Annotated in this window: 22 protein-coding genes; 20 read left to right on the plus strand and 2 right to left on the minus strand. The window is 69.8% G+C overall.

What is annotated here, in order from left to right; all coding sequences use genetic code 11:
- Nucleotides 1–17 precede the first annotated feature (17 nt).
- A complete protein-coding gene (locus tag ABEA30_RS10360; RefSeq protein WP_345582519.1) occupies nt 18–1,673 on the plus strand; it encodes a nuclease-related domain-containing DEAD/DEAH box helicase in 1,656 nt (551 codons plus the stop codon).
- A 3-nt stretch (nt 1,674–1,676) separates the two neighbouring features.
- Here ABEA30_RS10360 and ABEA30_RS10365 read toward each other — a convergent pair whose 3' ends face one another.
- A complete protein-coding gene (locus tag ABEA30_RS10365) occupies nt 1,677–2,372 on the minus strand; it encodes a trimeric intracellular cation channel family protein (protein ID WP_345582521.1) in 696 nt (231 codons plus the stop codon).
- A gap of 97 nt (nt 2,373–2,469) precedes the next feature.
- Here ABEA30_RS10365 and ABEA30_RS10370 point away from each other — a divergent pair, with 97 nt between their 5' ends.
- From ABEA30_RS10370 to ABEA30_RS10445, 16 genes are all read left to right on the plus strand, one after another.
- On the plus strand, nt 2,470–3,153 hold the full coding sequence (locus tag ABEA30_RS10370) for an FMN-binding negative transcriptional regulator (RefSeq protein ID WP_345582523.1): 684 nt from the start codon (nt 2,470–2,472) through the stop codon (nt 3,151–3,153).
- A 22-nt stretch (nt 3,154–3,175) separates the two neighbouring features.
- Nucleotides 3,176–5,026: a pyruvate kinase gene (locus tag ABEA30_RS10375; protein ID WP_345582525.1), complete on the plus strand. Its 1,851-nt coding sequence runs from the start codon at nt 3,176–3,178 to the stop codon at nt 5,024–5,026.
- A gap of 34 nt (nt 5,027–5,060) precedes the next feature.
- The gene (locus tag ABEA30_RS10380) at nt 5,061–5,885 is read left to right on the plus strand and encodes an EamA family transporter (RefSeq protein WP_345582527.1); all 825 of its coding nucleotides are present in this window, start codon (nt 5,061–5,063) and stop codon (nt 5,883–5,885) included.
- Nucleotides 5,886–5,966: 81 nt separating this feature from the next.
- Nucleotides 5,967–8,003: a threonine--tRNA ligase gene (gene thrS, locus ABEA30_RS10385; protein WP_345582529.1), complete on the plus strand. Its 2,037-nt coding sequence runs from the start codon at nt 5,967–5,969 to the stop codon at nt 8,001–8,003.
- Entirely contained in the window at nt 8,000–8,542 is a 543-nt protein-coding gene (locus tag ABEA30_RS10390; protein ID WP_345582531.1) for an HIT family protein, read from the plus strand. The genes thrS and ABEA30_RS10390 overlap by 4 nt, the downstream gene beginning before the upstream one ends.
- Nucleotide 8,543: 1 nt before the next feature.
- On the plus strand, nt 8,544–9,368 hold the full coding sequence (locus ABEA30_RS10395) for an LpxL/LpxP family acyltransferase (RefSeq protein WP_345582533.1): 825 nt from the start codon (nt 8,544–8,546) through the stop codon (nt 9,366–9,368).
- Nucleotides 9,365–10,378, plus strand: a complete 1,014-nt coding sequence (locus ABEA30_RS10400; RefSeq protein ID WP_345582535.1) for a glycosyltransferase family 4 protein — start codon at nt 9,365–9,367, stop codon at nt 10,376–10,378. Before ABEA30_RS10395 ends, ABEA30_RS10400 begins: the two co-directional genes overlap by 4 nt.
- Before the next feature lie 5 nt (nt 10,379–10,383).
- A complete protein-coding gene (locus tag ABEA30_RS10405) occupies nt 10,384–10,974 on the plus strand; it encodes a CDP-alcohol phosphatidyltransferase family protein (RefSeq protein ID WP_386085975.1) in 591 nt (196 codons plus the stop codon).
- On the plus strand, nt 10,971–11,741 hold the full coding sequence (locus tag ABEA30_RS10410; protein WP_345582537.1) for a DUF881 domain-containing protein: 771 nt from the start codon (nt 10,971–10,973) through the stop codon (nt 11,739–11,741). Before ABEA30_RS10405 ends, ABEA30_RS10410 begins: the two co-directional genes overlap by 4 nt.
- A gap of 9 nt (nt 11,742–11,750) precedes the next feature.
- A complete protein-coding gene (locus ABEA30_RS10415; RefSeq protein ID WP_345582539.1) occupies nt 11,751–12,083 on the plus strand; it encodes a small basic family protein in 333 nt (110 codons plus the stop codon).
- Nucleotides 12,076–12,861 (plus strand): DUF881 domain-containing protein, encoded by a 786-nt coding sequence (locus ABEA30_RS10420; RefSeq protein ID WP_345582541.1) that lies wholly within the window; start codon nt 12,076–12,078, stop codon nt 12,859–12,861. Before ABEA30_RS10415 ends, ABEA30_RS10420 begins: the two co-directional genes overlap by 8 nt.
- 97 nt (nt 12,862–12,958) lie before the next feature.
- Nucleotides 12,959–13,450 carry an FHA domain-containing protein gene (locus tag ABEA30_RS10425; RefSeq protein ID WP_345582543.1) on the plus strand — a complete coding sequence of 164 codons (492 nt, stop codon included), beginning with the start codon at nt 12,959–12,961 and terminating at the stop codon, nt 13,448–13,450.
- Complete coding sequence (gene ftsR / locus ABEA30_RS10430; protein WP_345582545.1) at nt 13,450–14,130, plus strand: transcriptional regulator FtsR; 681 nt, start codon at nt 13,450–13,452, stop codon at nt 14,128–14,130. Before ABEA30_RS10425 ends, ftsR begins: the two co-directional genes overlap by 1 nt.
- Nucleotides 14,131–14,144: 14 nt before the next feature.
- Complete coding sequence (locus tag ABEA30_RS10435; protein WP_345582547.1) at nt 14,145–14,621, plus strand: bifunctional nuclease family protein; 477 nt, start codon at nt 14,145–14,147, stop codon at nt 14,619–14,621.
- Nucleotides 14,622–14,770: 149 nt separating this feature from the next.
- Entirely contained in the window at nt 14,771–15,322 is a 552-nt protein-coding gene (locus ABEA30_RS10440; RefSeq protein WP_345582549.1) for a MerR family transcriptional regulator, read from the plus strand.
- A gap of 47 nt (nt 15,323–15,369) precedes the next feature.
- Nucleotides 15,370–16,551 carry a YihY/virulence factor BrkB family protein gene (locus ABEA30_RS10445; protein WP_345582551.1) on the plus strand — a complete coding sequence of 394 codons (1,182 nt, stop codon included), beginning with the start codon at nt 15,370–15,372 and terminating at the stop codon, nt 16,549–16,551.
- A gap of 55 nt (nt 16,552–16,606) precedes the next feature.
- Here ABEA30_RS10445 and ABEA30_RS10450 read toward each other — a convergent pair whose 3' ends face one another.
- Entirely contained in the window at nt 16,607–17,827 is a 1,221-nt protein-coding gene (locus tag ABEA30_RS10450) for a pyrophosphate--fructose-6-phosphate 1-phosphotransferase (RefSeq protein WP_345582553.1), read from the minus strand.
- A gap of 112 nt (nt 17,828–17,939) precedes the next feature.
- Here ABEA30_RS10450 and ABEA30_RS10455 point away from each other — a divergent pair, with 112 nt between their 5' ends.
- From ABEA30_RS10455 to ABEA30_RS10465, 3 genes are read left to right on the plus strand one after another with little or no spacing between them, the layout of a single operon-like run.
- Complete coding sequence (locus tag ABEA30_RS10455) at nt 17,940–18,311, plus strand: TadE/TadG family type IV pilus assembly protein (protein WP_345582555.1); 372 nt, start codon at nt 17,940–17,942, stop codon at nt 18,309–18,311.
- A gap of 23 nt (nt 18,312–18,334) precedes the next feature.
- Complete coding sequence (locus ABEA30_RS10460; RefSeq protein ID WP_345582557.1) at nt 18,335–18,730, plus strand: TadE/TadG family type IV pilus assembly protein; 396 nt, start codon at nt 18,335–18,337, stop codon at nt 18,728–18,730.
- Nucleotides 18,731–18,740: 10 nt separating this feature from the next.
- Nucleotides 18,741–19,628, plus strand: a complete 888-nt coding sequence (locus ABEA30_RS10465) for an aldo/keto reductase (protein WP_345582559.1) — start codon at nt 18,741–18,743, stop codon at nt 19,626–19,628.
- Nucleotides 19,629–19,633 lie beyond the last annotated feature (5 nt).

Consider the following 19,633-nt stretch of genomic DNA (forward strand, 5'->3'; position numbering starts at 1 on the left):
CTCGCTAGGGTGTCGCCATGGCACCGCGACTGATCCCGGCCGACCCTTCGTTCACCACCGATTCGGAGCGAGTCGTGTGGGAGACGTTGCGCGACGGCCTCCGCGACGAGGACATCCTCATCGCCAACGTGCGGCTGACGACACTGGCGAAGGACCACGAGGTCGACCTGCTCGTGCTGATGCCCGACATCGGGGCGGTGGTCGTCGAGGTCAAGGGCGCCGGCACGGGATTCTCCGACGGTGGCTGGACGATCACGCGCCGCGGCGTGGCCACGCACATGGACCCGGTTGAGCAGGCACGTGCGGCCCGGTACGCCATCCGCGACTTCGTCGAGAGCGACCGCCGCTGGGCCGACAGCTCCCGCGGCAGGGTGCTGACCGCGCATGCGGTCGTCACGCCGTTCACTTCGTTCCCCGCCGGCTTCCACCTGCCGGATGCACCGCGGTGGATGCTGCACGACAAGACCGACATGCCCCGGCTCGCCGGACGCCTGACCGACATCCCCCTCAGCTTCGACACCTACCGGCCACCCACCGTCGACGACTGCGAACTGATCGCCGAGATCCTCACGGCCCGCGGCACGGAGGCCGTGGCCACCGTCGTGGACGAGTCCGACGAGCGGCTCGAGCGGGCGGACCGGCTGACGCGGGAGCAGGACCTCATCCTCCGCGTCACGCGCGAACTCAGGAGGGTCGAGGTGCGCGGGGGAGCGGGCAGCGGGAAGACCGTCCTGGCACTCACGCAGGCGCACCAGCTGAGCGCCGGGCGCTTGGGCCGACCCAGGGAACGGGTGGCGCTGCTGTGCTATTCCCTGGGTCTGGCCGGGTACTTCAAGCGGGAGACGGCCTCGTGGAAGTACAACGCGAAGCCGGTGTTCGTCGGCAGCTTCGAGGGGTTGGCCAATGCGTGGGGCATCGACTCCGGCTCGCGCGACGACCCCCGCTTCTGGGAGGAGGAACTGCCCCGCCTGATGTTGGAGAAGGCCGCCCAACTGCCGCCCAACGAGCGTTTCGACTCCATCGTCGTCGACGAGGGCCAGGACTTCGCCGAGTCCTGGTGGCGGCCGCTGCTGGCTGCGTTGTCCGATGAGGAGGAGGGCGGCCTGTTCGTCTACTCCGACGAGAACCAGGCCCTCTTCGAACGGTTCGGCAAGCCTCCCGTGCCGCTGGTGCCCCTGGTGTTGGACCACAACCTGCGCAACACCCGCCAGATCGCCCAGGTGTTCAAGCCCCTGGCCCCGGGACGGATGTGGCTCAACGGCGGCGACGGGCCGGAGGTGGTGCACGTCCAGGCCGCGCCGGAGGAGGCCGTCGAGGTCGCAGACGACCACGTCGAGGCCCTGCTCGACGAAGGCTGGGAGCCCGGGCACATCGCGCTGCTGACCACCGGCAGGCGACACCCGGAGCAGGCCAACCAGCAGGAACTGCTCGGGCAGGCCGGCTACTGGGCGACGTTCTGGGGCGGCGACATGTTCTACGGACACGTGTTGGGGTTCAAGGGGCTGGAGCGCCGCGCCGTCGTGCTGTGCGTCAACGAGGACGGCAGCATGGAGCGCTTCAAGGAGCGGATCTACGTGGGCCTGTCACGCGCGACTGACCGGCTGATCGTCGTGGGTGACCTCGATGTCATCGCCAAGGCCCACCCGGAGGTGGCTGCAGGGCTCAGGCGCTGAGGTTCACTCCTCGAGGGCCGGGCGCCTGCCGAGCAGCCGCAGCTTCCGCAACCCCTGCACCAGGCTCCGCAGCGCCTTGCGGCTGTCGACGAACGAATCCTGGTAGTCGAACACGGGGAGACGCCACCGATAACGGATGGCGAGCATGCGCAGCGCGAAGCCGATCACCAGCGTCAGTGCGACGGCGGCGTTCTCCGCGACGCCGATCCTGAGCAATCCGACGAACAGCAGCACCGCCACCACGGAGACCGAGGCATAGAGTTCCTCGCGGAACACGAGCGGGATGCGGTCGCAGAACAGGTCGCGCAGGATGCCGCCCGCCACGCCGGTGACCACTCCGCCGACGACCGCGATGATGATGCCCAACTCCATCTCCAGCGCCAGCTGCGCGCCGAGGATGGAGAACACCACCAGGCCCAGGCCGTCGAGCACGAGGAAGAGCTGACGGAAGTACTTCATGATCCCGGCCACCGAGATGGTCACGACGGCGGCCAGCACCACCAGCAGGACGTACTCCGGGTCGCGGACCCAGGTGAGCGGGTAGTGGCCGAACAGGATGTCACGGATCGAACCGCCGCCCAGGGCCGTGACGAACGCCACCATGATCACGCCGAAGAGGTCCATCCGCTCCCGGCCAGCCGCGAGCGCACCCGTCATTCCCTCGGCGGCCACGCCGATGGTCCAGAGAATTGTCAGCACGTATCTTCCTTCCGTGGCCCATGATGCCCGAAGGACCCGGTCTGCCCAGAGTCGGCCCCCGCCCCTGTCCGCCAGGCGGCTGGCCTAGGGTGGCCTCGTGCACGTGCCAGAACACTTCCGCCTTCCCGACGAGCGCCTCGAGCAGCTGCTGACCGGCGCGCGCCCCGGCAACCTCGTCACCGTCCACGACGACGGCCCGCTCGCCACGTTCGTGCCGATGCACTGCGAGGTGAGGAGAGACGCCAAGGTCCTGGTCACGCACCTGGTCAGGAACAACCCGCAGGTCCTCACCCCGGTCACCGGGCGCGCCATGGCGATCCTGGACATCACGGACGCCTACATCTCGCCGCACTGGTATGCCACCAACGACGAATTGCCGAGCGTGCCCACGTGGGACTACGTGACCATCCACGCCTGGGGGACGGTGCGGATCGACGCCACCCCGGAAGGCGCACTGCGCGCCGCCCGCGCGCTCACGGAGCGCATGGAGGGCCACGAGGTGCTCGAGGCGGTGGGTGAGGAGAAGCTGGACCTGATGTCCCGGGCGATCGTCGGCGTCGAACTGGAGATCGAGCGGATCGAGGCGAAGGCCAAGATGAGCCAGAACCGCCACCCGGACGACCTGCGCAGCCTCATCGCCCACTTCGAGCACTCAGGCCCCCGCGAGATCGCCGAGTACCTGCGCGAGGTGAGCCTTCCGCATGCCGAGCGCCGCTACGGCACCCTGGAGATGCTCCGCGCGGGCGCCCGTGGCATCGAGGTGCATGGGACAATGGGCTGAACCTTCCGAGGAGGACAGTTCAGTGGCGACGCCGACGATGTCACAACAGGCTGCTGCGCTGCGCGTCCGCGTGCGGAAACTGATCGACGGCGCCACCGCAGCCGAGGAGGAGTTCGCACCACACCTGTCTGCCGTGCGGCCGGAACACCGGCTGAGCGCCGTCAACCTGGTGCACTACGTCTGGTTGCGTGGTCGCGACGTCCGTGACCTGCAGGCCGACCTGGCCGAACTGGGGCTGTCGTCCCTCGGGCGCCTCGAGTCCCGCGTCATGCCCACGCTGGAGACGCTGTTGCGCGCCCTGGACCTGATGGCGGGCGTCGAGGAGACGACGGCGGAGGACGACCGCTCATGGGCCACGGACATGCCGCTGGGCCCTGCCAGGCTGGGCCGCAACGCCGTCGAACTGCTCGGCAGCCAGACGGAGGACCGCGCCCCGCGCATCATGGTGACGTTCCCCTCAGAGGCCGCCACTGATGCAGGCCTGGTGCGCAGGATGGTCGAGGCGGGGATGGACATCGCGCGGATCAACTGCGCGCACGACGGGCCCGACGAGTGGGCGGCGATGATCGGCCACCTGCGCACGGCCGCCGGTGGCGGCTGCCTCGTCGCGATGGACCTGGCCGGGCCCAAGCTCCGCACGGGGCCCATCCACTCCGGCGCGCAGGTCCTGAAGGTGCGGCCGCACCGCGACGAGTCGGGCCATGTCGTCGACCCTGCGACGGTGGTGCTGGCCGCGGCGCACGTCGCCGACGAGTCCGGCCCCGGTCACCAGGTGCCGGTCACCGACGCGGCCTGGCTGGCCGAGCGCGAGGTGGGGGAGGTGTTGCGCTTCACCGACGGGCGCGGTCCGAAGCGGAAGCTACTGGTCACCGACATCCTCGCGGAGGACGAAGGCCCGGCCCGGGTCGTCGCAGAGCTGCGCCGCACGGCCTACTTCCGGCCGGGGCTGCGCCTGCTGCCCGACGGCGGGGGAGACGCCGGTACCGTGGCGGAGCTGCCCGCCCGTGCCGGCTTCCACGTCGTTCGCGTGCGCGAGCAGATCGTGTTGACCCGATCGTTGGAGCCCGGCGTACCCGTGCCCGGTGGCCCGCACAGGATCGGCTGCACGCTGGGGCAGGTCTTCGACGACGCGGCCGCGGGGCAGCGGATCTCCTTCGACGACGGGCGCATCAGCGGGGTCATCACCGCAGTGTTTCCCGACCGCCTCGAGATCGAGGTGACCTCCGCAGGGGCCGACGGGGTGAAGCTGCGTCCGGAGAAGGGCATCAACCTGCCGGACACGCACCTGGGGATTCCGGCGCTGACCGACGAGGACCGCGCGGCCTTGCCGTTCATCGTGGAGCACGCCGACCTGGTCAACTACTCCTTCGTCCGCGACGAGGGCGACGTGGCGGAACTGTTCGACCGGGTGACGGCGCTGGGCCGTGACGACCTGGCCGTCGTGTTGAAGATCGAGACCGTCGAGGCGTTCCGTAACCTGCCCCAACTGCTCCTGGAAGCGATGCGGTGGCGCGAGGTGGGCGTGATGATCGCGCGCGGCGACCTGGCCGTCGAAGCCGGGTTCGAGAGGCTCGCGGAGGTGCAGGAGGAGATCCTGTGGCTCTGCGAAGCTGCGCACATCCCCGTGATCTGGGCCACGCAGGTGTTGGAGTCGTTGGCGAAGAAGGGGCTCGCCACGAGGGCGGAGGTGACCGACGCGGCCATGAGCATGCGCGCCGAGTGCGTGATGCTCAACAAGGGGCCCCACATCGTGGAGGCCATCCGCTTCCTGCACGACGTGCTGCAGCGGATGCAGGCGCACCTGTCGAAGAAGCAGACGCTGCTGCGCAGGCTGCGTTCCTGGGACCTGCAGGCGTGGGGCGAGCAGCACTGAGGACGCTTCGGCGTCAGCGCGTAGAGTTCGGGCCGTGCCGCGCCCTGTCGTCCTCGTCCTCATCGCGATCGCGTCCGTCCAGTTCGGCGCCGCCATCGCGAAGTCCATCTTCGACTCGGCACACCCGGTCACGCTGGCGTTCCTCAGGGCCGCGATCGGCGCCCTGATCTTCCTCGGCTTCGCGCGACCGTCCCTGAAGGGGCGCACGGGCCGCGACTGGCTCGTCGTCTTGGCCTACGGGCTGTGCCTCTCCGGCATGAACGCGCTCATCTACCTCAGCTTCCAGCGCATCCCCATCGGCCTGGCGGTCACGCTCGAGTTCGTCGGCCCGCTCGCGCTGGCGGTCATCGGATCCCGCCGTCTCCTCGACGTCATCTGGGTCTCGCTCGCGGCCGCCGGTGTGGTGCTCCTCGGGGCCGGGCCCACCGTCGTCGATCCCCTCGGCATGGCGCTCGCGCTGGCCGCCGGGGCGCTGTGGGCCGGTTACATCGCGCTCGCCGGCCCGGTCGGCAGGCGGTGGGACGGCATGAGCGGCCTCACGGTCGGCAGCCTCGTCGGCGCCGCCGCGCTCGCCGTGCCCGGTGCGCTGCTCGCCGACGGCGCGTTCGGCGACCTCACGGTGCTCGGCGTCATGGCGGCCGTCGCGCTGCTCAGCACCGTCATCCCCTATGCGATGGAGCTGCAGGCCCGGCGCACCCTGAAGGCGGCGACGTTCTCGATCCTGATGAGCCTGGAACCCGCCGCGGCCGCCCTGTTCGCCTGGCTGGTGCTCGGCGAGTGGCTCGCCTGGCCGGAGTGGGTGGCGATGACGTGCGTCATCGTCGCATCCATCGGCGCCATCCGGACAGCGCGGCGGTGATGGGACCCGACTACCACCCATGAGCCGCACGCGGCACAATGGGGTCCGTCAGACAACCGACCACACCCGAAGGAGTGCCCCATGAGTGGCGTCATCACCGTCCACCGCAACGACAAGGCGGAGCAGGTGGAGCTGACCACGACGACCACGGGGCTCGATCTCTACGGGGAGGACCGCACCGTCGTGGCGATGCGGGTGGGCGGTGAGGCGCAGGACCTGCAGCGCGAACTGGTCGACGGCGACGTCGTCGAGCCCATCACCATCGACAGCCCCGAGGGCCTGTCGATCCTGCGGCACTCCTGCGGCCACGTCACCGCCCAGGCGCTGCAGGAACTGCACGCCGACGCCAAGCTGGGCATCGGCCCTCCCATCACCGACGGCTTCTACTACGACTTCCAGGTGGCCCCCCTCACCCCGGAGGACCTCAAGTCCATCGAGAAGAGGATGGGCCAGATCATCAAGTCGCGCCAGCGTTTCTTGCGCCGCGTCGTGACCGACGAGGAGGCCCGGGCGGAGCTGGCCGACGAGCCGTTCAAGCTCGAGCTCATCCAGGACAAGGGCAGCGCCTCGGACGACGACGGGTCGTCCGTGGAGGTCGGCGGCGGGGAGCTGACCATCTACGACAACGTCAACCGCGACGGTTCCGTGGCGTGGAAGGACCTCTGCCGCGGCCCCCACGTCCCGCACACCGGCTACCTGGGCAACGGCTGGGCGCTGACCCGCACTTCGGCCGCCTACTGGCGCGGCGACCAGCGCAACGCCGGCCTGCAGCGCGTCTACGGCACCGCGTGGCCGTCGAAGGACGAGCTCCAGGCGTACAAGACGCGTCTGGAGGAGGCCGCCAAGCGCGACCACCGCAAGCTCGGCACCGAACTCGACCTGTTCAGCTTCCACGAGGTGGTGGGCTCCGGCCTGCCGCTGTTCCACCCCCGCGGCGGCGTGATCAAGCGCGAGATGGAGGACTACGTCCGCGCGCGCCACATCGAGGAGGCCTTTGACTACGTCGGCACCCCGCACATCGCCAAGGAGGACCTGTTCTACACCTCCGGGCACCTGCCGTACTACGCCGACGGCATGTTCCCGCCCATCCTGGAGGACGCGGAGCGCGACGAGCAGGGCAACGTCGTCAAGGGCGGCACCGCGTACCGGCTCAAGGCGATGAACTGCCCCATGCACAACCTCATCTTCTCGTCGCGGGGCCGTTCCTACCGCGACCTGCCGCTGCGGTTCTTCGAGTTCGGCACCGTCTACCGCGACGAGGCCTCGGGCGTCGTGCAGGGGCTCACCCGCGTCCGGTCGATCACGCAGGACGACTCGCACAGCTACTGCACCAAGGAGCAGGCACCCGACGAGGTGCGCCACCTGCTGAAGTTCGTGCTGTCGCTGCTCACCGACTTCGGCCTCACCGACGTCGCGCTCGAGGTGTCGACCCGCGACGAGGACGGCAAGAAGAAGGACAAGTTCATCGGCTCCGACGAGCAGTGGGCCGAGGCCACCGCCATCCTCGAGGGCATCGCGCACGAGTCGGGCCTGCCCGTCGTCGCAGACCCGGGTGGCGCCGCCTACTACGGCCCGAAGATCTCCATCCAGGCCAAGGACGCCATCGGCCGCACCTGGCAGATGTCGACCATCCAGTACGACTTCAACCAGCCCGAGCGCTTCAACCTGCACTACACCGCCTCTGACGGCTCGCACCAGCAGCCGGTGATGATCCACTCGGCCAAGTTCGGCTCCATCGAGCGGTTCATGGGCGTGCTGATCGAGCACTACGCGGGCGCGTTCCCGGCCTGGCTGTCGCCGGTCCAGGTCACGGCGATCCCGGTCGCGTCGGAGTTCGACGACTACCTCGGCGGCGTCGTCGCCCAGCTCCGCGCCAAGGGGGTGCGGGTGGACTTCGACACCTCCGACGACCGCTTCGGCAAGAAGATCCGCAACGCCACCCAGGGCAAGGCGCCGTTCATCCTCATCGCCGGCGCCGAGGACCGCGACGGCGGCACGGTGTCGTTCCGGTTCCGTGACGGTTCGCAGCGCAACGGCGTGAGCGTCGACGACGCGGTGGCCACCATCGTCGACTTCATCGCCTCGCGCTCCAACGAGTCGCCCACCGTCGGCGAGTGAGCGTGGACGACTTCGAGGCCGCTGGCACGCTGCCGGGCGTACCGGACGCGTTCCAGCGGCTCTGGACGCCCCACCGGATGGTCTACATCAAGGGTGAGGGCAAGCCCACCGGCGGGCACGACTGCCCGTTCTGCACGTCGCCGACGCGCTCGGACGAGGAGGGCCTGGTCGTCGCGCGCGGCGAGCACGCCTACGTCGTGATGAACCTGTTCCCGTATTCGCCGGGCCACCTCCTCGTGTGCCCGTACCGGCACGTGGCCGACTACACCGACCTCACCGCCGACGAGTCACGCGAGGTTGCAGAGCTGACGCGGCAGGCGATGCGCGTGCTGCGTGCCGTGTCGCACCCCCACGGGTTCAACCTCGGCATGAACCAGGGCGACGTCGCCGGCGCCGGCATCGCGATGCACCTGCACCAGCACGTCGTACCGCGCTGGAAGGGCGACATGAACTTCATGCCGGTCATCGGCCAGACCCGGGCCGTGCCGCAACTGTTGGGCGATGCCCGGCGCCTGCTCGCCGAGGCCTGGCACAGCTGACGTGGACCTCACCGGGCTCGTCTGGGCGGTGGGGCGACGGTTGCCCCGCCGTGTCGGCGACGCCCTGGCCCGAGTGGCCGCCCCGCTGGTCTCGCTGGGGCGGCTGCCCGCCGTCGACGCGTGGGCCGAGACCGTCGAGCGCGCCACCGGGCGCCGCCCGACGAAGGGCCAGCGCCGCAGGCTGCTCGAGAACTGGTTCCGCAATGCCCTGTGGTCGCTCAGCCTGGCCGGGTGGAGTGACGCTGACGTGCTGCGCGTGGCGAGGATATCGGCCGCTGACGAGGGCAAGCTGAAGGAGTCGCTGGCGGGGCCCGGCCTGGTGCTGGCCCTCCCGCACATGGGCTCCTGGGACCTGGCCGGCGCCTGGTGCGCTCGGGTGGGCATCAAGGTGGTCAGCGTCGCCGAACGGCTGCCCAACGGCGTCTACGAGCGCTTCTCGAAGGCGCGTGCGGGCATGGGCATGACCATCCACCCGGTGGACCGGCCCGACCTCATGCGGACCCTGGCGGAGGACGTGGCCGCACATCGCCTGGTCTGCCTGCTTGCCGACCGCGACCTGAGCGCGCGCGGTGTCAGGGTGCCCTGGCCGGGCGCCGACGCCCGCATCGGGGTACCGGCCGGCCCTGCGCTGCTTGCGCGCCGGACAGGTGCCGACCTTCGGGTGGCCACCACGCACTTCGACGGCGAGCACCTCCGGCTGCAGGTGTCCGAGCCGCTCACCGGAAGCACCGCGGAGGAGCTCATGACGGGCGCCGTCGCGGTGTTCGCCGACGCGGTGCGCCGGCATCCGGAGAGTTGGTTGATGCTGCGCAGGGTGTTCGTGTGACCGCAGCCATCGCGCTGGTGTGCCCGTACTCGCTGGACCGGCCGGGCGGGGTGGCCACGCACGTGCTGGGGTTGGCCAGCTGGCTTCGGGACCGGGGCCACGATGCCTTCGTGGTGGCGCCGGGCACCGGGGTGCCCGGCGACGGGACGCAGCTGGTGGGGCCGGCGGTGGGGGTCCCGTTCAACGGCTCGGTGGCGCAACTGGCCGTCCTCCCGGCGCAGGCCCGCAGGACGCTGACGGCCATTGCGGACGCCGACGTCGTCCACGTCCACGAACCCCTCACCCCGGGGATCGCCTTCGCGGCCGCTCGCGCAGCCCGAGGGCGACTCGTCGTGACGCACCACGCGCACTTCCGGCCGGGCCTCTTCACTGCCCCGCTACGCCTCCGGGCCTCGCTACTGCCGCTGCGCACCAGCATCGCGGTGTCCGAGGCGGCTTGCCGGACCGCCGTCGCCGTGACGGGGTTGGTGCCGGCGGTGATCCCCAACGCCGTGGCTGTGCCGCCCGCGGCGCCGGCAGGCCCGCGCGACGCCCGGCTGGTCCTGTTCCTGGGCCGGCTCGACGAGCCCCGCAAGGGCTACCGGACCTTCGCGGCGCTGGCGCAGCAGGTGCCGGAGGCCGACTTCGTCGCCGTCGGGCCCGGCCGTGGGGGAGCGGCGCACGTACGGGAAGTGGGCGTCCTCAGTGACGAGGACCGCAACCAGTGGCTGGCGCGGGCCGGCGTCCTGGTGGCCCCCAACCGCTACGGCGAGTCCTTCGGCATGGTCCTCGTCGAGGCCCTGGCGCACGGCTGCGCCGTCGTCGCGAGCGACCTGGCTGCCTTCCGCGCCGTGGGCACCGACGAGCGGGTCGCGTCGTTCTTCCCCGTCGACGACGTGGCCACCGCCGCCACCCGCGTCAGGGCCCGCCTCGCGGAGCCGGTCGATCCGGGCTGCGCCTGGCGGTTGGCGAGCAGATATGGCTGGGACGTCGTCGGTCCGCAGGTGGAGGCGGCATACGGGCTAGGCTGAGGATTGTGCAAGCATCGCTGGTTCCTCCTCAGGAGTTCGACACCGACGCCGTGCTCACGCTGCCGAACGTGCTGAGTTTCATCCGCCTGCTCGGGGTGCCGCTCTTCACCTGGCTGATCATCAGTGGCCACGACGTGGCAGCCGTCACGCTGCTCGCGGGGTTCGGCGCCACCGACTGGGTCGACGGCTTCCTCGCCCGCCGCCTCAAGCAGCGCAGCCCCCTGGGCGCCAAGCTCGACCCCGTCGCCGACCGGCTCTACATCATCGCGGCCGTCGTCTCGCTGCTCGTGCGCGACATCGTGCCGCTGTACTTCGTCATCATCCTCGTCGCCCGCGACGTGATGCTGGCCCTCCTCGTGCCCGCCCTCAAGCGCCACGGCATGGTGGCGCTGCCTGTCAACTGGGTGGGCAAGGCCGGCACGCTCCTGCTGCTGCTGGCGTTCCCGTTGATCCTGCTCGGGGCCGACTCGTCGCTCGACTGGCGCTGGGCGCACTGGGCCGGCTGGGTGTTCGGCTGGCTGGGTGCCGTCGCCTACTGGACGGCCGGCTTCTTCTACGTGCGTGAGACGGTGCGTCTGGGAAGGGCACCGCGGTGAGGCGTCGCCCCGACGCCAGCATGAGCCTGCTGAACGACCTGCAGGCCGAAGCGCTCGAACCCGAGTACCGCTCGACCACCGCGCCCCGGCACCAGCCCGGGCGCCTGATGGTGGTGGTGCTGCTCCTCGCCGTCCTGCTGACGATCGCCGTGCTCCAGACCACCACCGGCACCAGCAGTGCGGCCGAGCAGCGCCAGGAACTCCTCGACCGGGTGACCGCCGCCCGCGAACGGCAGTCGGCGCTGGGTGACACCGCGTCGGAACTGGAGGACGAGGTCAGCCAGCTCGGTGCCAGGGCGCTCGGTGATCCCGCCGAACGCGAACTCCTGCTCCTCCTGGACCGCGTCTCCGGCGCGTCGGCGGTGACGGGGCCGGGGATCGTCGTCACGGTCGACGACGCGGACGATGCGACGTCGGCGCAGGGCATGGTGCTCGACGGCGACCTCAGCCGGCTCGTCAACGGGTTGCGCCAGGCCGGCGCCGAGGCGATCGCCATCAACGGGCGGCGCCTGTCGGTGCTGACCCCCATCCGCAGCGCCGGCGCCGCGATCACCGTCGACTACGTGTCGCTCAGCCCGCCCTACCGGGTGGAGGTCATCGGCAACCCTGATACGCTCCAGGCCAGGTTCAACGAGACCACCGCCGCCGCGTGGTGGCACCTCATCACCCAGAACTACGGGCTCTCCATGACGATCACCCGGGCCGACGACGACCTGGTCCTCCCGGCAGACCCGGGCATGACCGTTCGGCACGCGAAACAGAAGTAGGAGCAGCAGATGTTCGCCATCCTCGGACTCATCGCAGGCGTCGTGCTCGGCGTCGTCCTGCAGCCCACCCTGCCGCCGGTGCTGGCGCCGTACCTGCCCATCGCGATCGTGGCGGCCTTCGACGCCATCCTCGGCGCCACGCGCGCCTACCTGGAGGGCATCTTCTCGGACCGGGTGTTCCTCGTCTCGTTCCTCTCGAACGTGGTGATCGCCGGCCTCATCGTCTTCGTCGGCGACCAGATCGGTGTCGGCTCGCAACTGTCGACCGGCGTCGTGGTCGTCCTCGGCATCCGCATCTTCACCAATGCCGCCGCCATCCGGAGGGCGATCCTGCATGCCTGAGCCCACGGATTCCCCCACGGAGGGTGTGGATGAGGCACTGGAGCCGCGGCGGGCGGCCACCCCGGGTGACCGCAACCTGTTGCGCGACTTCTTCCGCCCCAGCCGCGGCCAGTTCGCCGTGGGCGTCGCGCTGTTCCTCACCGCGCTGATCGTGGTGATGACGCTGCGCTCGCAGGCCACGCAACCCGAGTTCTCCAACGTCCGGCAGGCCGACCTCATCCAGTTGCTCGACAACGTGACCGGCGAGACGAGGCGGCTCGAGGAGCAGGTCCGCGAACTCGAACGCGCCCGTACCGAGTTGGTGAGCGGAGCCGACCGCGACCAGGCGGCGCGCGAGGAGGCGGCCCGACGGCTCGAGCAGGCGCGGATCATCGCGGGCACCGTGCCCGCCGTCGGCCCGGGAATCCGCATCGTGATCCAGGACCCTTCCCACAACATGTCGGCCGAACTGCTCCTCAACGCCGTCGAGGAACTCCGCGACGCCGGCGCCGAGGTGATCGAGCTCAACGACTCCGTGCGGCTGGTGATGAACTCGTACTTCGCCACGGACCAGGACGGCGCCGTGACTGCCGACGGTGTGGCGCTGGCCGAACCGTACGTCATCGACGCCATCGGCGATCCCGCCACCCTGGAGGCGGGCGCACGGTTCCGCGGTGGCCTGGTCAGCGAGGTCGAGGGCGAACGCGTCGGTGGACGGGTCCAGATCGAGCAGCTCGACGAGGTGGACGTCGCCTCCGTCGTCGAAATTGCCGAGCCGCAGTTCGCGCGCCCCCGTTAACAGGCTTGCCCGTGGGTGATAAGTTTCCTCAGGTAGCCTTGACATGGCCAGAGACAGGGGATTGAGCCCACCCCGCTGAGACGAGGAAGTGACTCCGATGAAGTGCCGCACTTGTGGATCTGACAGCCCGGCCGAGGCAAGGTTCTGCAGCAATTGCGGTGCGCCTCTGACGGACCCGACCGGTGACACCACCACGATGTTCCCCGTGGCCTCCGAGGAGCCCACCGAATCCGTGGCACTGACGGACCAGGAGCGCGAGGCGGCAAAGACCCTCGCCCCCGGCAATGCCCTGCTGATCGTCAACCGGGGTCCGGGCAACTCGAACCGGTTCCTGATCGACTCCGACATCACCAACGTGGGCCGCCACCCAGAGTCGGACATCTTCCTCGACGACATCACGGTCTCGCGCCACCACGCCAAGTTCGTGCGCAGCGGCGGCAAGCTGTACCTCGAGGACCTCGGTAGCCTCAACGGCACCTACGTCAACCGCACCCTGCTGGACGGGCGCACCGTCCTGCGCGAAGGCGACGAGATCCAGATCGGAAAGTACCGCGCCACGATCTCGCTGAGTGAGCCCGGACTGAGCTGATGTCGGGAGCGGCGCGCACCATCGGCGTCGTCCTGGAGATGATCCGCCCGGAGTTCCCCGACATCTCCGTGTCCAAGCTGCGGTACCTCGAAGCAGAGGGTCTGATCTCGCCGGACCGGCAGCAACCGTCCGGCTACCGGCGCTTCTCGCAACAGGACGTGGACAGACTGCTGTACGTCCTACGGGCACAGCGGGATCGTTACCTGCCCCTGAAGGTCATCCGGGAGGAACTCGAGGCCATCGACCGGGGCGAGGAGCCCCCGGTGCACCACCCACAGCCGGCGGAGGAGTCCTCGGAGCCCAGGCAGCGCGCCAAGCGCGGTGGCGGCAGCGGCGCGGGGCTCATGGCTCGGCGCCAGGTGCTCGCCGAATCCGGCCTGGGCGAGGCCGCCCTGATCCAACTCGAGCGACTGCGCATCATCCAGCCCCGCCGCGGCTCGCAGCTCTACGGGCCGGAGGCGGTGGCGCTGGCCCAGTCCGCCAAGAAGCTCGCCGACTACGGCGTCGACCTCCGCCAGATGCGGGTGCTCCAGCAGGCGGCCGCCATGGAGGCGGCCCTCGTGGAACAGATCCTCGAGCAGTACCGGCGCCGCCAGGGGCCGCCGCCCGAGGTGGTGCGAGACCTCTACAGATCCGTGCTGCAGGCTCATGCCGCGCTGCTTCACGGGCAGATCCACTGAGCTACTGTGTGTCCATGATCGGCCTTGAAGTGCTCGGCATCCGGATCATCTCCCCGGAGGACCCGCCCGTGCTCCTGCTGCAGGAGGAAGGGGGCACTCGCTGCCTGCCCATCTGGATCGGGGCGCCGGAGGCCGCCGCCATCGCCGTGGCGATCGAGGGCCAGCAACCGGAACGCCCCATGACGCATGACCTGCTCGGCGCCGTCCTGCAACTCCTGGAGCCGGGGGAGGGCACCGTCGTGATCGAATCGGTCGACGACGGCATCTACCAAGCCACGCTGCACGCCGGAGGGCACGAGATCGACGCCCGGCCCAGCGACCTGGTCGCCGTGGCGGTCCGGCTGGGGTGGCGCATCGAGTGCACGCGGTCGTTGATGGACCACGTCGGGGTGGAGGTCGACACGGCCCCCAGCGACGAGGTGGAGGCGTTCCGGGCGTTCCTGGACCGCGTCACGCCGGAGGATTTCGACGACGAGGACAACAACCACTGACGCGCCGCAAACCCTCAAGTTGAGGTCGAACCACATCGGTGTAAATCTCACCGGTGTTGGGCGTGTCGTTGACCTCCAGCGGGGTCGAGGGTTAGCGTCAGAGAGTCGTCGGTGATCCCCCATCGGCACGGTGAGCAAAGCGAGGAATCGTGACCAAGAAGGCAGCGCTGCAGGAAGTGCTCTTTGACGGCGATTTCGCGCCCGTGCCCAGCGACACCGGGTACCGCGGCCCCATCGCACACCGCGTCGCCGGCATCACCTACCGCCAGCTCGACTATTGGGCGCGCACCGGTCTGGTCGTCCCGTCCATCCGCAACGCCGAGGGCTCCGGCACGCAGCGCCTGTACTCCTTCCGCGACATCCTGCTCCTGCGGGTGGTGAAGCGGTTCCTCGACGTCGGCATCTCGCTGCAGCAGATCCGCCTGGCCATCGAGCACCTGCGCGAGCGCGGCGTCGACGACCTGACCGAACTGACCCTCGTCTCCGACGGCTTCAGCGTCTACGAGGTCACCTCTGCCAACGAGCTGTTCGACCTGTCGCGCGGTGGCCAGGGCATGTTCATGATCTCCGTCAGCAGCGTCTGGCGTGAGCTTGAAGGCACCCTCTCCGAGCTGCCCGGCGAGCGCACCGCGGCCGATGTGCCGGCGGAGGACCACCCCGACGACGAGTTGGCCGCGCGCCGCCGTTCGCGCGCCGTCTGACCCAAAGGGTCTGTCTCCTGCCGTTGTCGGCGGGTAGTGTCCGACGCATGAAGGACTGGATCGAGAAGGTCACGAACAAGCCTGTCGTGGCGCATGCCATGGCCGCCAACGAGCGGTACGGCCAGAGACTGGGCCCTCAGTTCGCCGCCGCCGTCACCTACTTCACCGTCCTGTCGATGGTCCCCATCCTCATGTTCGCCTTCGCGATGCTGGGGCTCACCCTCACCGTCCTGCGGCCCGACCTGATGGAGCAGGTGCAGACCGCCATCGTCGACCAGCTGGGCGAGGACGGCGTCGCCAAGGACATCGGTGAGTTCATCAAGGAGACCCTCTCGGGCTGGCGTGGCGTCTTCGGCATCGGTCTGCTCACAGCGGCCTACTCGGGTTCGAACTGGGCGGGCAACCTGAAGCGCGCGGTGCGGGTCATGTGGGCCGACAAGTTCTCCGAGGCCACCGCGAAGAAGAACTTCTTCCTCGACCTCCTGGGCAACCTCGGCATCTTCCTCGGCCTGCTCCTCGCGCTGGGCGTGGGCGTGGGCGTGTCCCAGGTGGGGCATGGCCTCAGCCAGCAGATCATCGACTGGCTCGGCTGGGAGGGCGTTCCCGGTATCGGCATCCTGTGGCGCGTGATCACGATCGGCCTGACGTTCGTGGTGAGCTGGCTGCTGGTCGCGTTCCTCTTCATCGCGCTGCCGCGCAAGGCGGCCCGGCCCAGGGCCTGGTTGATCGGCACCCTCATCGGTGCCACCCTGCTGACGGTGCTCCAGTCGGCGGCCGGACTGATCATGGGCGTGTTCGGCGGCAACGCGGCAGTGGGTGTGTTCGGCCCCATCATCGTGATGATGTTGGTGTTCAACCTGCTGGCCACCATCATCCTCATGACGGCCGCCTGGGTGGGCACCGACGACGTGTGGCAGGCGGAGCGGGACCGCAAGTACGTCGACGAGCATTCGGAACTGTCGGGCGAGGTGGAACCTCGCGCTGGTGACGAGGAACTGCTGGCCTCGCAGCGCGCCAGTCGGCGCTGGGCCGCGACCCGCAGCCTCGACGACCTGCGGGGTGCCACCTCCGCCGTCCCCGAACCAGACCCGGACACCTACGTCCGGCAGGACGTCGCCGCCCGCGGGATGAAGACCAACCTGGGGATCGGCTACGGCGTCGGCGCCGCCACGGGCCTTGGGGTCGGCGCGCTCATCGTCGGCCTCCTCAAGCTCGTGTTCCGCCGCTGAGGAACGTGACACCGGCCGCCCAGACGGGCGGCCGGTGTCACATGTGCGTACCTCGTCAGTGCGCCTGGGCCGGGGAGGGGAACTCCTGGCCGATGTCGGCCAGCATGTCCTTGTACCAGTCCTGGTTGATGTCGAAGGCCTTGCCGCCCTTGATGCGGTCGAAGGCGATCGCGCTGAGCACGTCGCCGTTCTCCTCGTCGTGGCCGATGACGCCGGGCTCACCGGCGAGCGCCTTGTCGACGGCGAGGTCGGTGCACTGCTTGATCAGCGCCAGGTCGGCGTCGTTGGCGGCTGCGGAACGGCTGAAGTAGCCGGACTTCTGGATCAGCACCTTCTCGGCGTTCAGCTTCTTGGCGAACTGGTCGCCGAACCAGGCGCCGGGGTTGACGTCGTTGAGGCGGACGTGGCCGAAGGGGTCACGGGGCACCTCCTCGCCCGCGGCCTCCATCTCGGCGACGATCGAGTCGAGGCCGGCGCCCTCGGACAGGAAGATCGTCACGTTGCCGACCTCGTCCATGATCTTGCCGAGGCGCTCGGATTCCTTGGCGATGTTGATCTCGCCCTCCGGCACGTAGACGCCGTGGACGTCCCAGGCCGGCTTGGAGAGGCCGATCTCCGGCAGCCACTCCTGCGTGTCGAGCCACTCGCGGTACTTCTGTGCGGTGGCCGCGGTCAGCCAGCCGCAGTGGCGGCCCATGACCTCGTGCACGATCAGCATGCGCGAGCCGGAGTTGTGCTCGGCCACCACGTTCTGGGCGAAGATCGAGCCCTGCTCTGCGGCCGTCCAGGCGCCCAGCGACTGGCGGATCGGGATGACGTCGTTGTCGATGGTCTTCGGCAGGCCGACGACGGTCAGGCCGTAGTCGTGCTCGGCGAGGTAGGCGGCGAGGTCTGCGGCGGTGGTGTTGGTGTCGTCGCCACCGATGGTGTGCAAGACGTCGACGCCGTCAGCCACGAGGCGGTCGGCGGCCACCTGGAGCGGGTTGGCGCCCTCCTCGACCAGACCACGCTTGACGAGGTCCTTGGCGTTGGTGAGCTTGACGCGCGAGTTGCCGACGGGGGAGCCGCCGAACCTGTGCAGCAGGTGTGCGTTCTTGCGGACGGCGTCGTCGACGACGAGGAAGTCGCCCTGGAGGAGGCCCTGGTACCCGTGGCGGTAGGCAATGATCTCAACCTCTGGTGCGACCTCGGTGTAGCGCTCGATGAGCCCGCCGATCGCCGAGGAAAGGCAGGGAGCGAAGCCGCCGGCCGTGAGGATGGCTACCTTCTTGACCATGAGTGTCCTTTCGTGAGTATGCGACGCGTAGCGCGTCAGGAGCCAGCCTATTGCACGCGGAGGGAAGACCGGCCAGGGGGTCGATGACCCTGAGCGTTGCGAGGATGGCCCCATGAGGAAGTCGAGGCGCGACGAACGCGGGCTCAGCAACTCCATCCAGACGACCCTGCTGTTCCCCTTGGGGCTGGCACTGTTCCTGGGCCTGCTGCAGTGGGCGCTCGTGTCGTGGGCGCAGGCCACCGCGATCGCCGCGGCCCAGCAGGGCGCCTCCGTCGCCGCAGTCCACGGGGCGACGGCGGGGGAGGGGCGGCACGCCGCGCTGGAGGCCGCGGCCAACGGGTCGATGACCGGCGTGGCCGTCGCCGTCGAGCGCGGGGCCGCCCACACGACGGCCACCGTCACCGGCCGGGCCGTCGTCGTGGTGTGGCCGCGTGAGGTCAGCGGCAGCGTCATGGTGCCGACGGAGCGGGTGACGCAGTCGTGAGGGGCGGGGAGAGGGGCCTGGCGGTGTCCGTCGAGGCCGCCGTCGTCCTGCCTGCGCTGGTGCTGTTCATCGGTCTGCTACTGACGCTGGCCAGGGTGGCGCTGGCAGACCAGCACGTGGGCGCGGCCGCTGCTGCCGGGGCTCGGGCGGCCTCGTTGGAGCGCAGCGCCGCCGTGGCACAGAGCTCCGCGGAGTCGGCCGTCGGCAGCGCGTTGGAGCAGCGCAACGTCGCGTGTCGCACCACGGCGGTGGTGGCCGATGCCGCCGGCGTGGCCCGCGAACTGGGCACCCATGCGGAGGTCAGCGTCGCCGTCACGTGCGCCGTCGAGCTGGCCGACGTGTCGCTGCCCTTCGTGCCGGGCACCATTTCGGTGACAGCTGAACGCACGTCCCCCGTCGACCCACTGCGTGGCAAGTAGCATCGGTGCCATGACAGCACAGCAGCGACGCATCGGTCAGTTCACGGTTTCCCCCATCGGCCTGGGCGGCATGCCTGCCTCGTTCGAGGGCGCGTCCAGGGAGCAGGGGATCACCATGGTGCACGCGGCCCTCGACGCCGGCATCACGCTCATCGACACCGCCGACATCTACGCACCGTCGTGGGACGCCATGGGACACAACGAGCAGCTGATCGCCGAGGCGTTGCGCAGCTACGACGGCGACACCTCCGGCGTCGTGATCGCCACGAAGGCCGGCATCACCCGCGCCGAGGGCGAGCGGTGGGGCCGCAACGGCTCTGCAGACTACCTGCGCAGCCGCCTCGAGGCCTCGCTGGGGAACCTCGGCGTCTCGTCGATCGACCTCTACTACCTGCACCGACCAGACCGCACCATGACCTACGCCGCGGAGGTCGAGGCGTTCGCGCAGTTCCAGCGCGAGGGGCTCGTGTCCGAGGTCGGCATCTCCAACGCCAACGTGGAGGAGATCGCCATCGCGCTCGACGTGTTGGGCGAGGGCAACCTGGCCGCCGTGCAGAACGAGTTCTCGCCGCGGTTCAACCACACCAGCAAGCAGGAACTCGACTTCTGCTCGCCCCGGGACATCGCCTTCCTGCCGTTCTCCCCGCTGGGCGGCACCGGTGGCCCCGCGTCGCGGGTGGGGGAGAACTACCCGGTGCTCGCGGAGGTGGGGGAGGCCCACGGCGTGAGCCCCCAGCGTGCGCTGCTGTCGTGGATGTTGGCCCTCGACGAGCACATCATCCCCATCCCCGGCTCGTCGCGGCCGGAGACCATCGCGGATTCGGCGGCCGCGATGGAACTCACGCTGTCCGCGCAGGAAGTTGCCCGGATCAGCCACGAGCTCCTGGCCCGTGAGTAGCCTGT

The sequence above is a fragment of the Tessaracoccus lubricantis genome, from assembly GCF_039544535.1.
GTDB classification, from domain to species: Bacteria; Actinomycetota; Actinomycetes; order Propionibacteriales; family Propionibacteriaceae; genus Arachnia; species Arachnia lubricantis.

Coding starts and splice junctions, on each gene's coding strand:
- ABEA30_RS10360 (WP_345582519.1), top strand. CDS start 18: ATGGCACCGCGACTGATCCCGGCCGACCCTTCGTTCACCACCGATTCG.
- thrS (WP_345582529.1), top strand. CDS start 5,967: ATGAGTGGCGTCATCACCGTCCACCGCAACGACAAGGCGGAGCAGGTG.
- ABEA30_RS10415 (WP_345582539.1), top strand. CDS start 11,751: ATGTTCGCCATCCTCGGACTCATCGCAGGCGTCGTGCTCGGCGTCGTC.
- ABEA30_RS10420 (WP_345582541.1), top strand. CDS start 12,076: ATGCCTGAGCCCACGGATTCCCCCACGGAGGGTGTGGATGAGGCACTG.
- ABEA30_RS10425 (WP_345582543.1), top strand. CDS start 12,959: ATGAAGTGCCGCACTTGTGGATCTGACAGCCCGGCCGAGGCAAGGTTC.
- ftsR (WP_345582545.1), top strand. CDS start 13,450: ATGTCGGGAGCGGCGCGCACCATCGGCGTCGTCCTGGAGATGATCCGC.
- ABEA30_RS10435 (WP_345582547.1), top strand. CDS start 14,145: ATGATCGGCCTTGAAGTGCTCGGCATCCGGATCATCTCCCCGGAGGAC.
- ABEA30_RS10445 (WP_345582551.1), top strand. CDS start 15,370: ATGAAGGACTGGATCGAGAAGGTCACGAACAAGCCTGTCGTGGCGCAT.
- ABEA30_RS10450 (WP_345582553.1), bottom strand. CDS start 17,827: ATGGTCAAGAAGGTAGCCATCCTCACGGCCGGCGGCTTCGCTCCCTGC.
- ABEA30_RS10455 (WP_345582555.1), top strand. CDS start 17,940: ATGAGGAAGTCGAGGCGCGACGAACGCGGGCTCAGCAACTCCATCCAG.
- ABEA30_RS10465 (WP_345582559.1), top strand. CDS start 18,741: ATGACAGCACAGCAGCGACGCATCGGTCAGTTCACGGTTTCCCCCATC.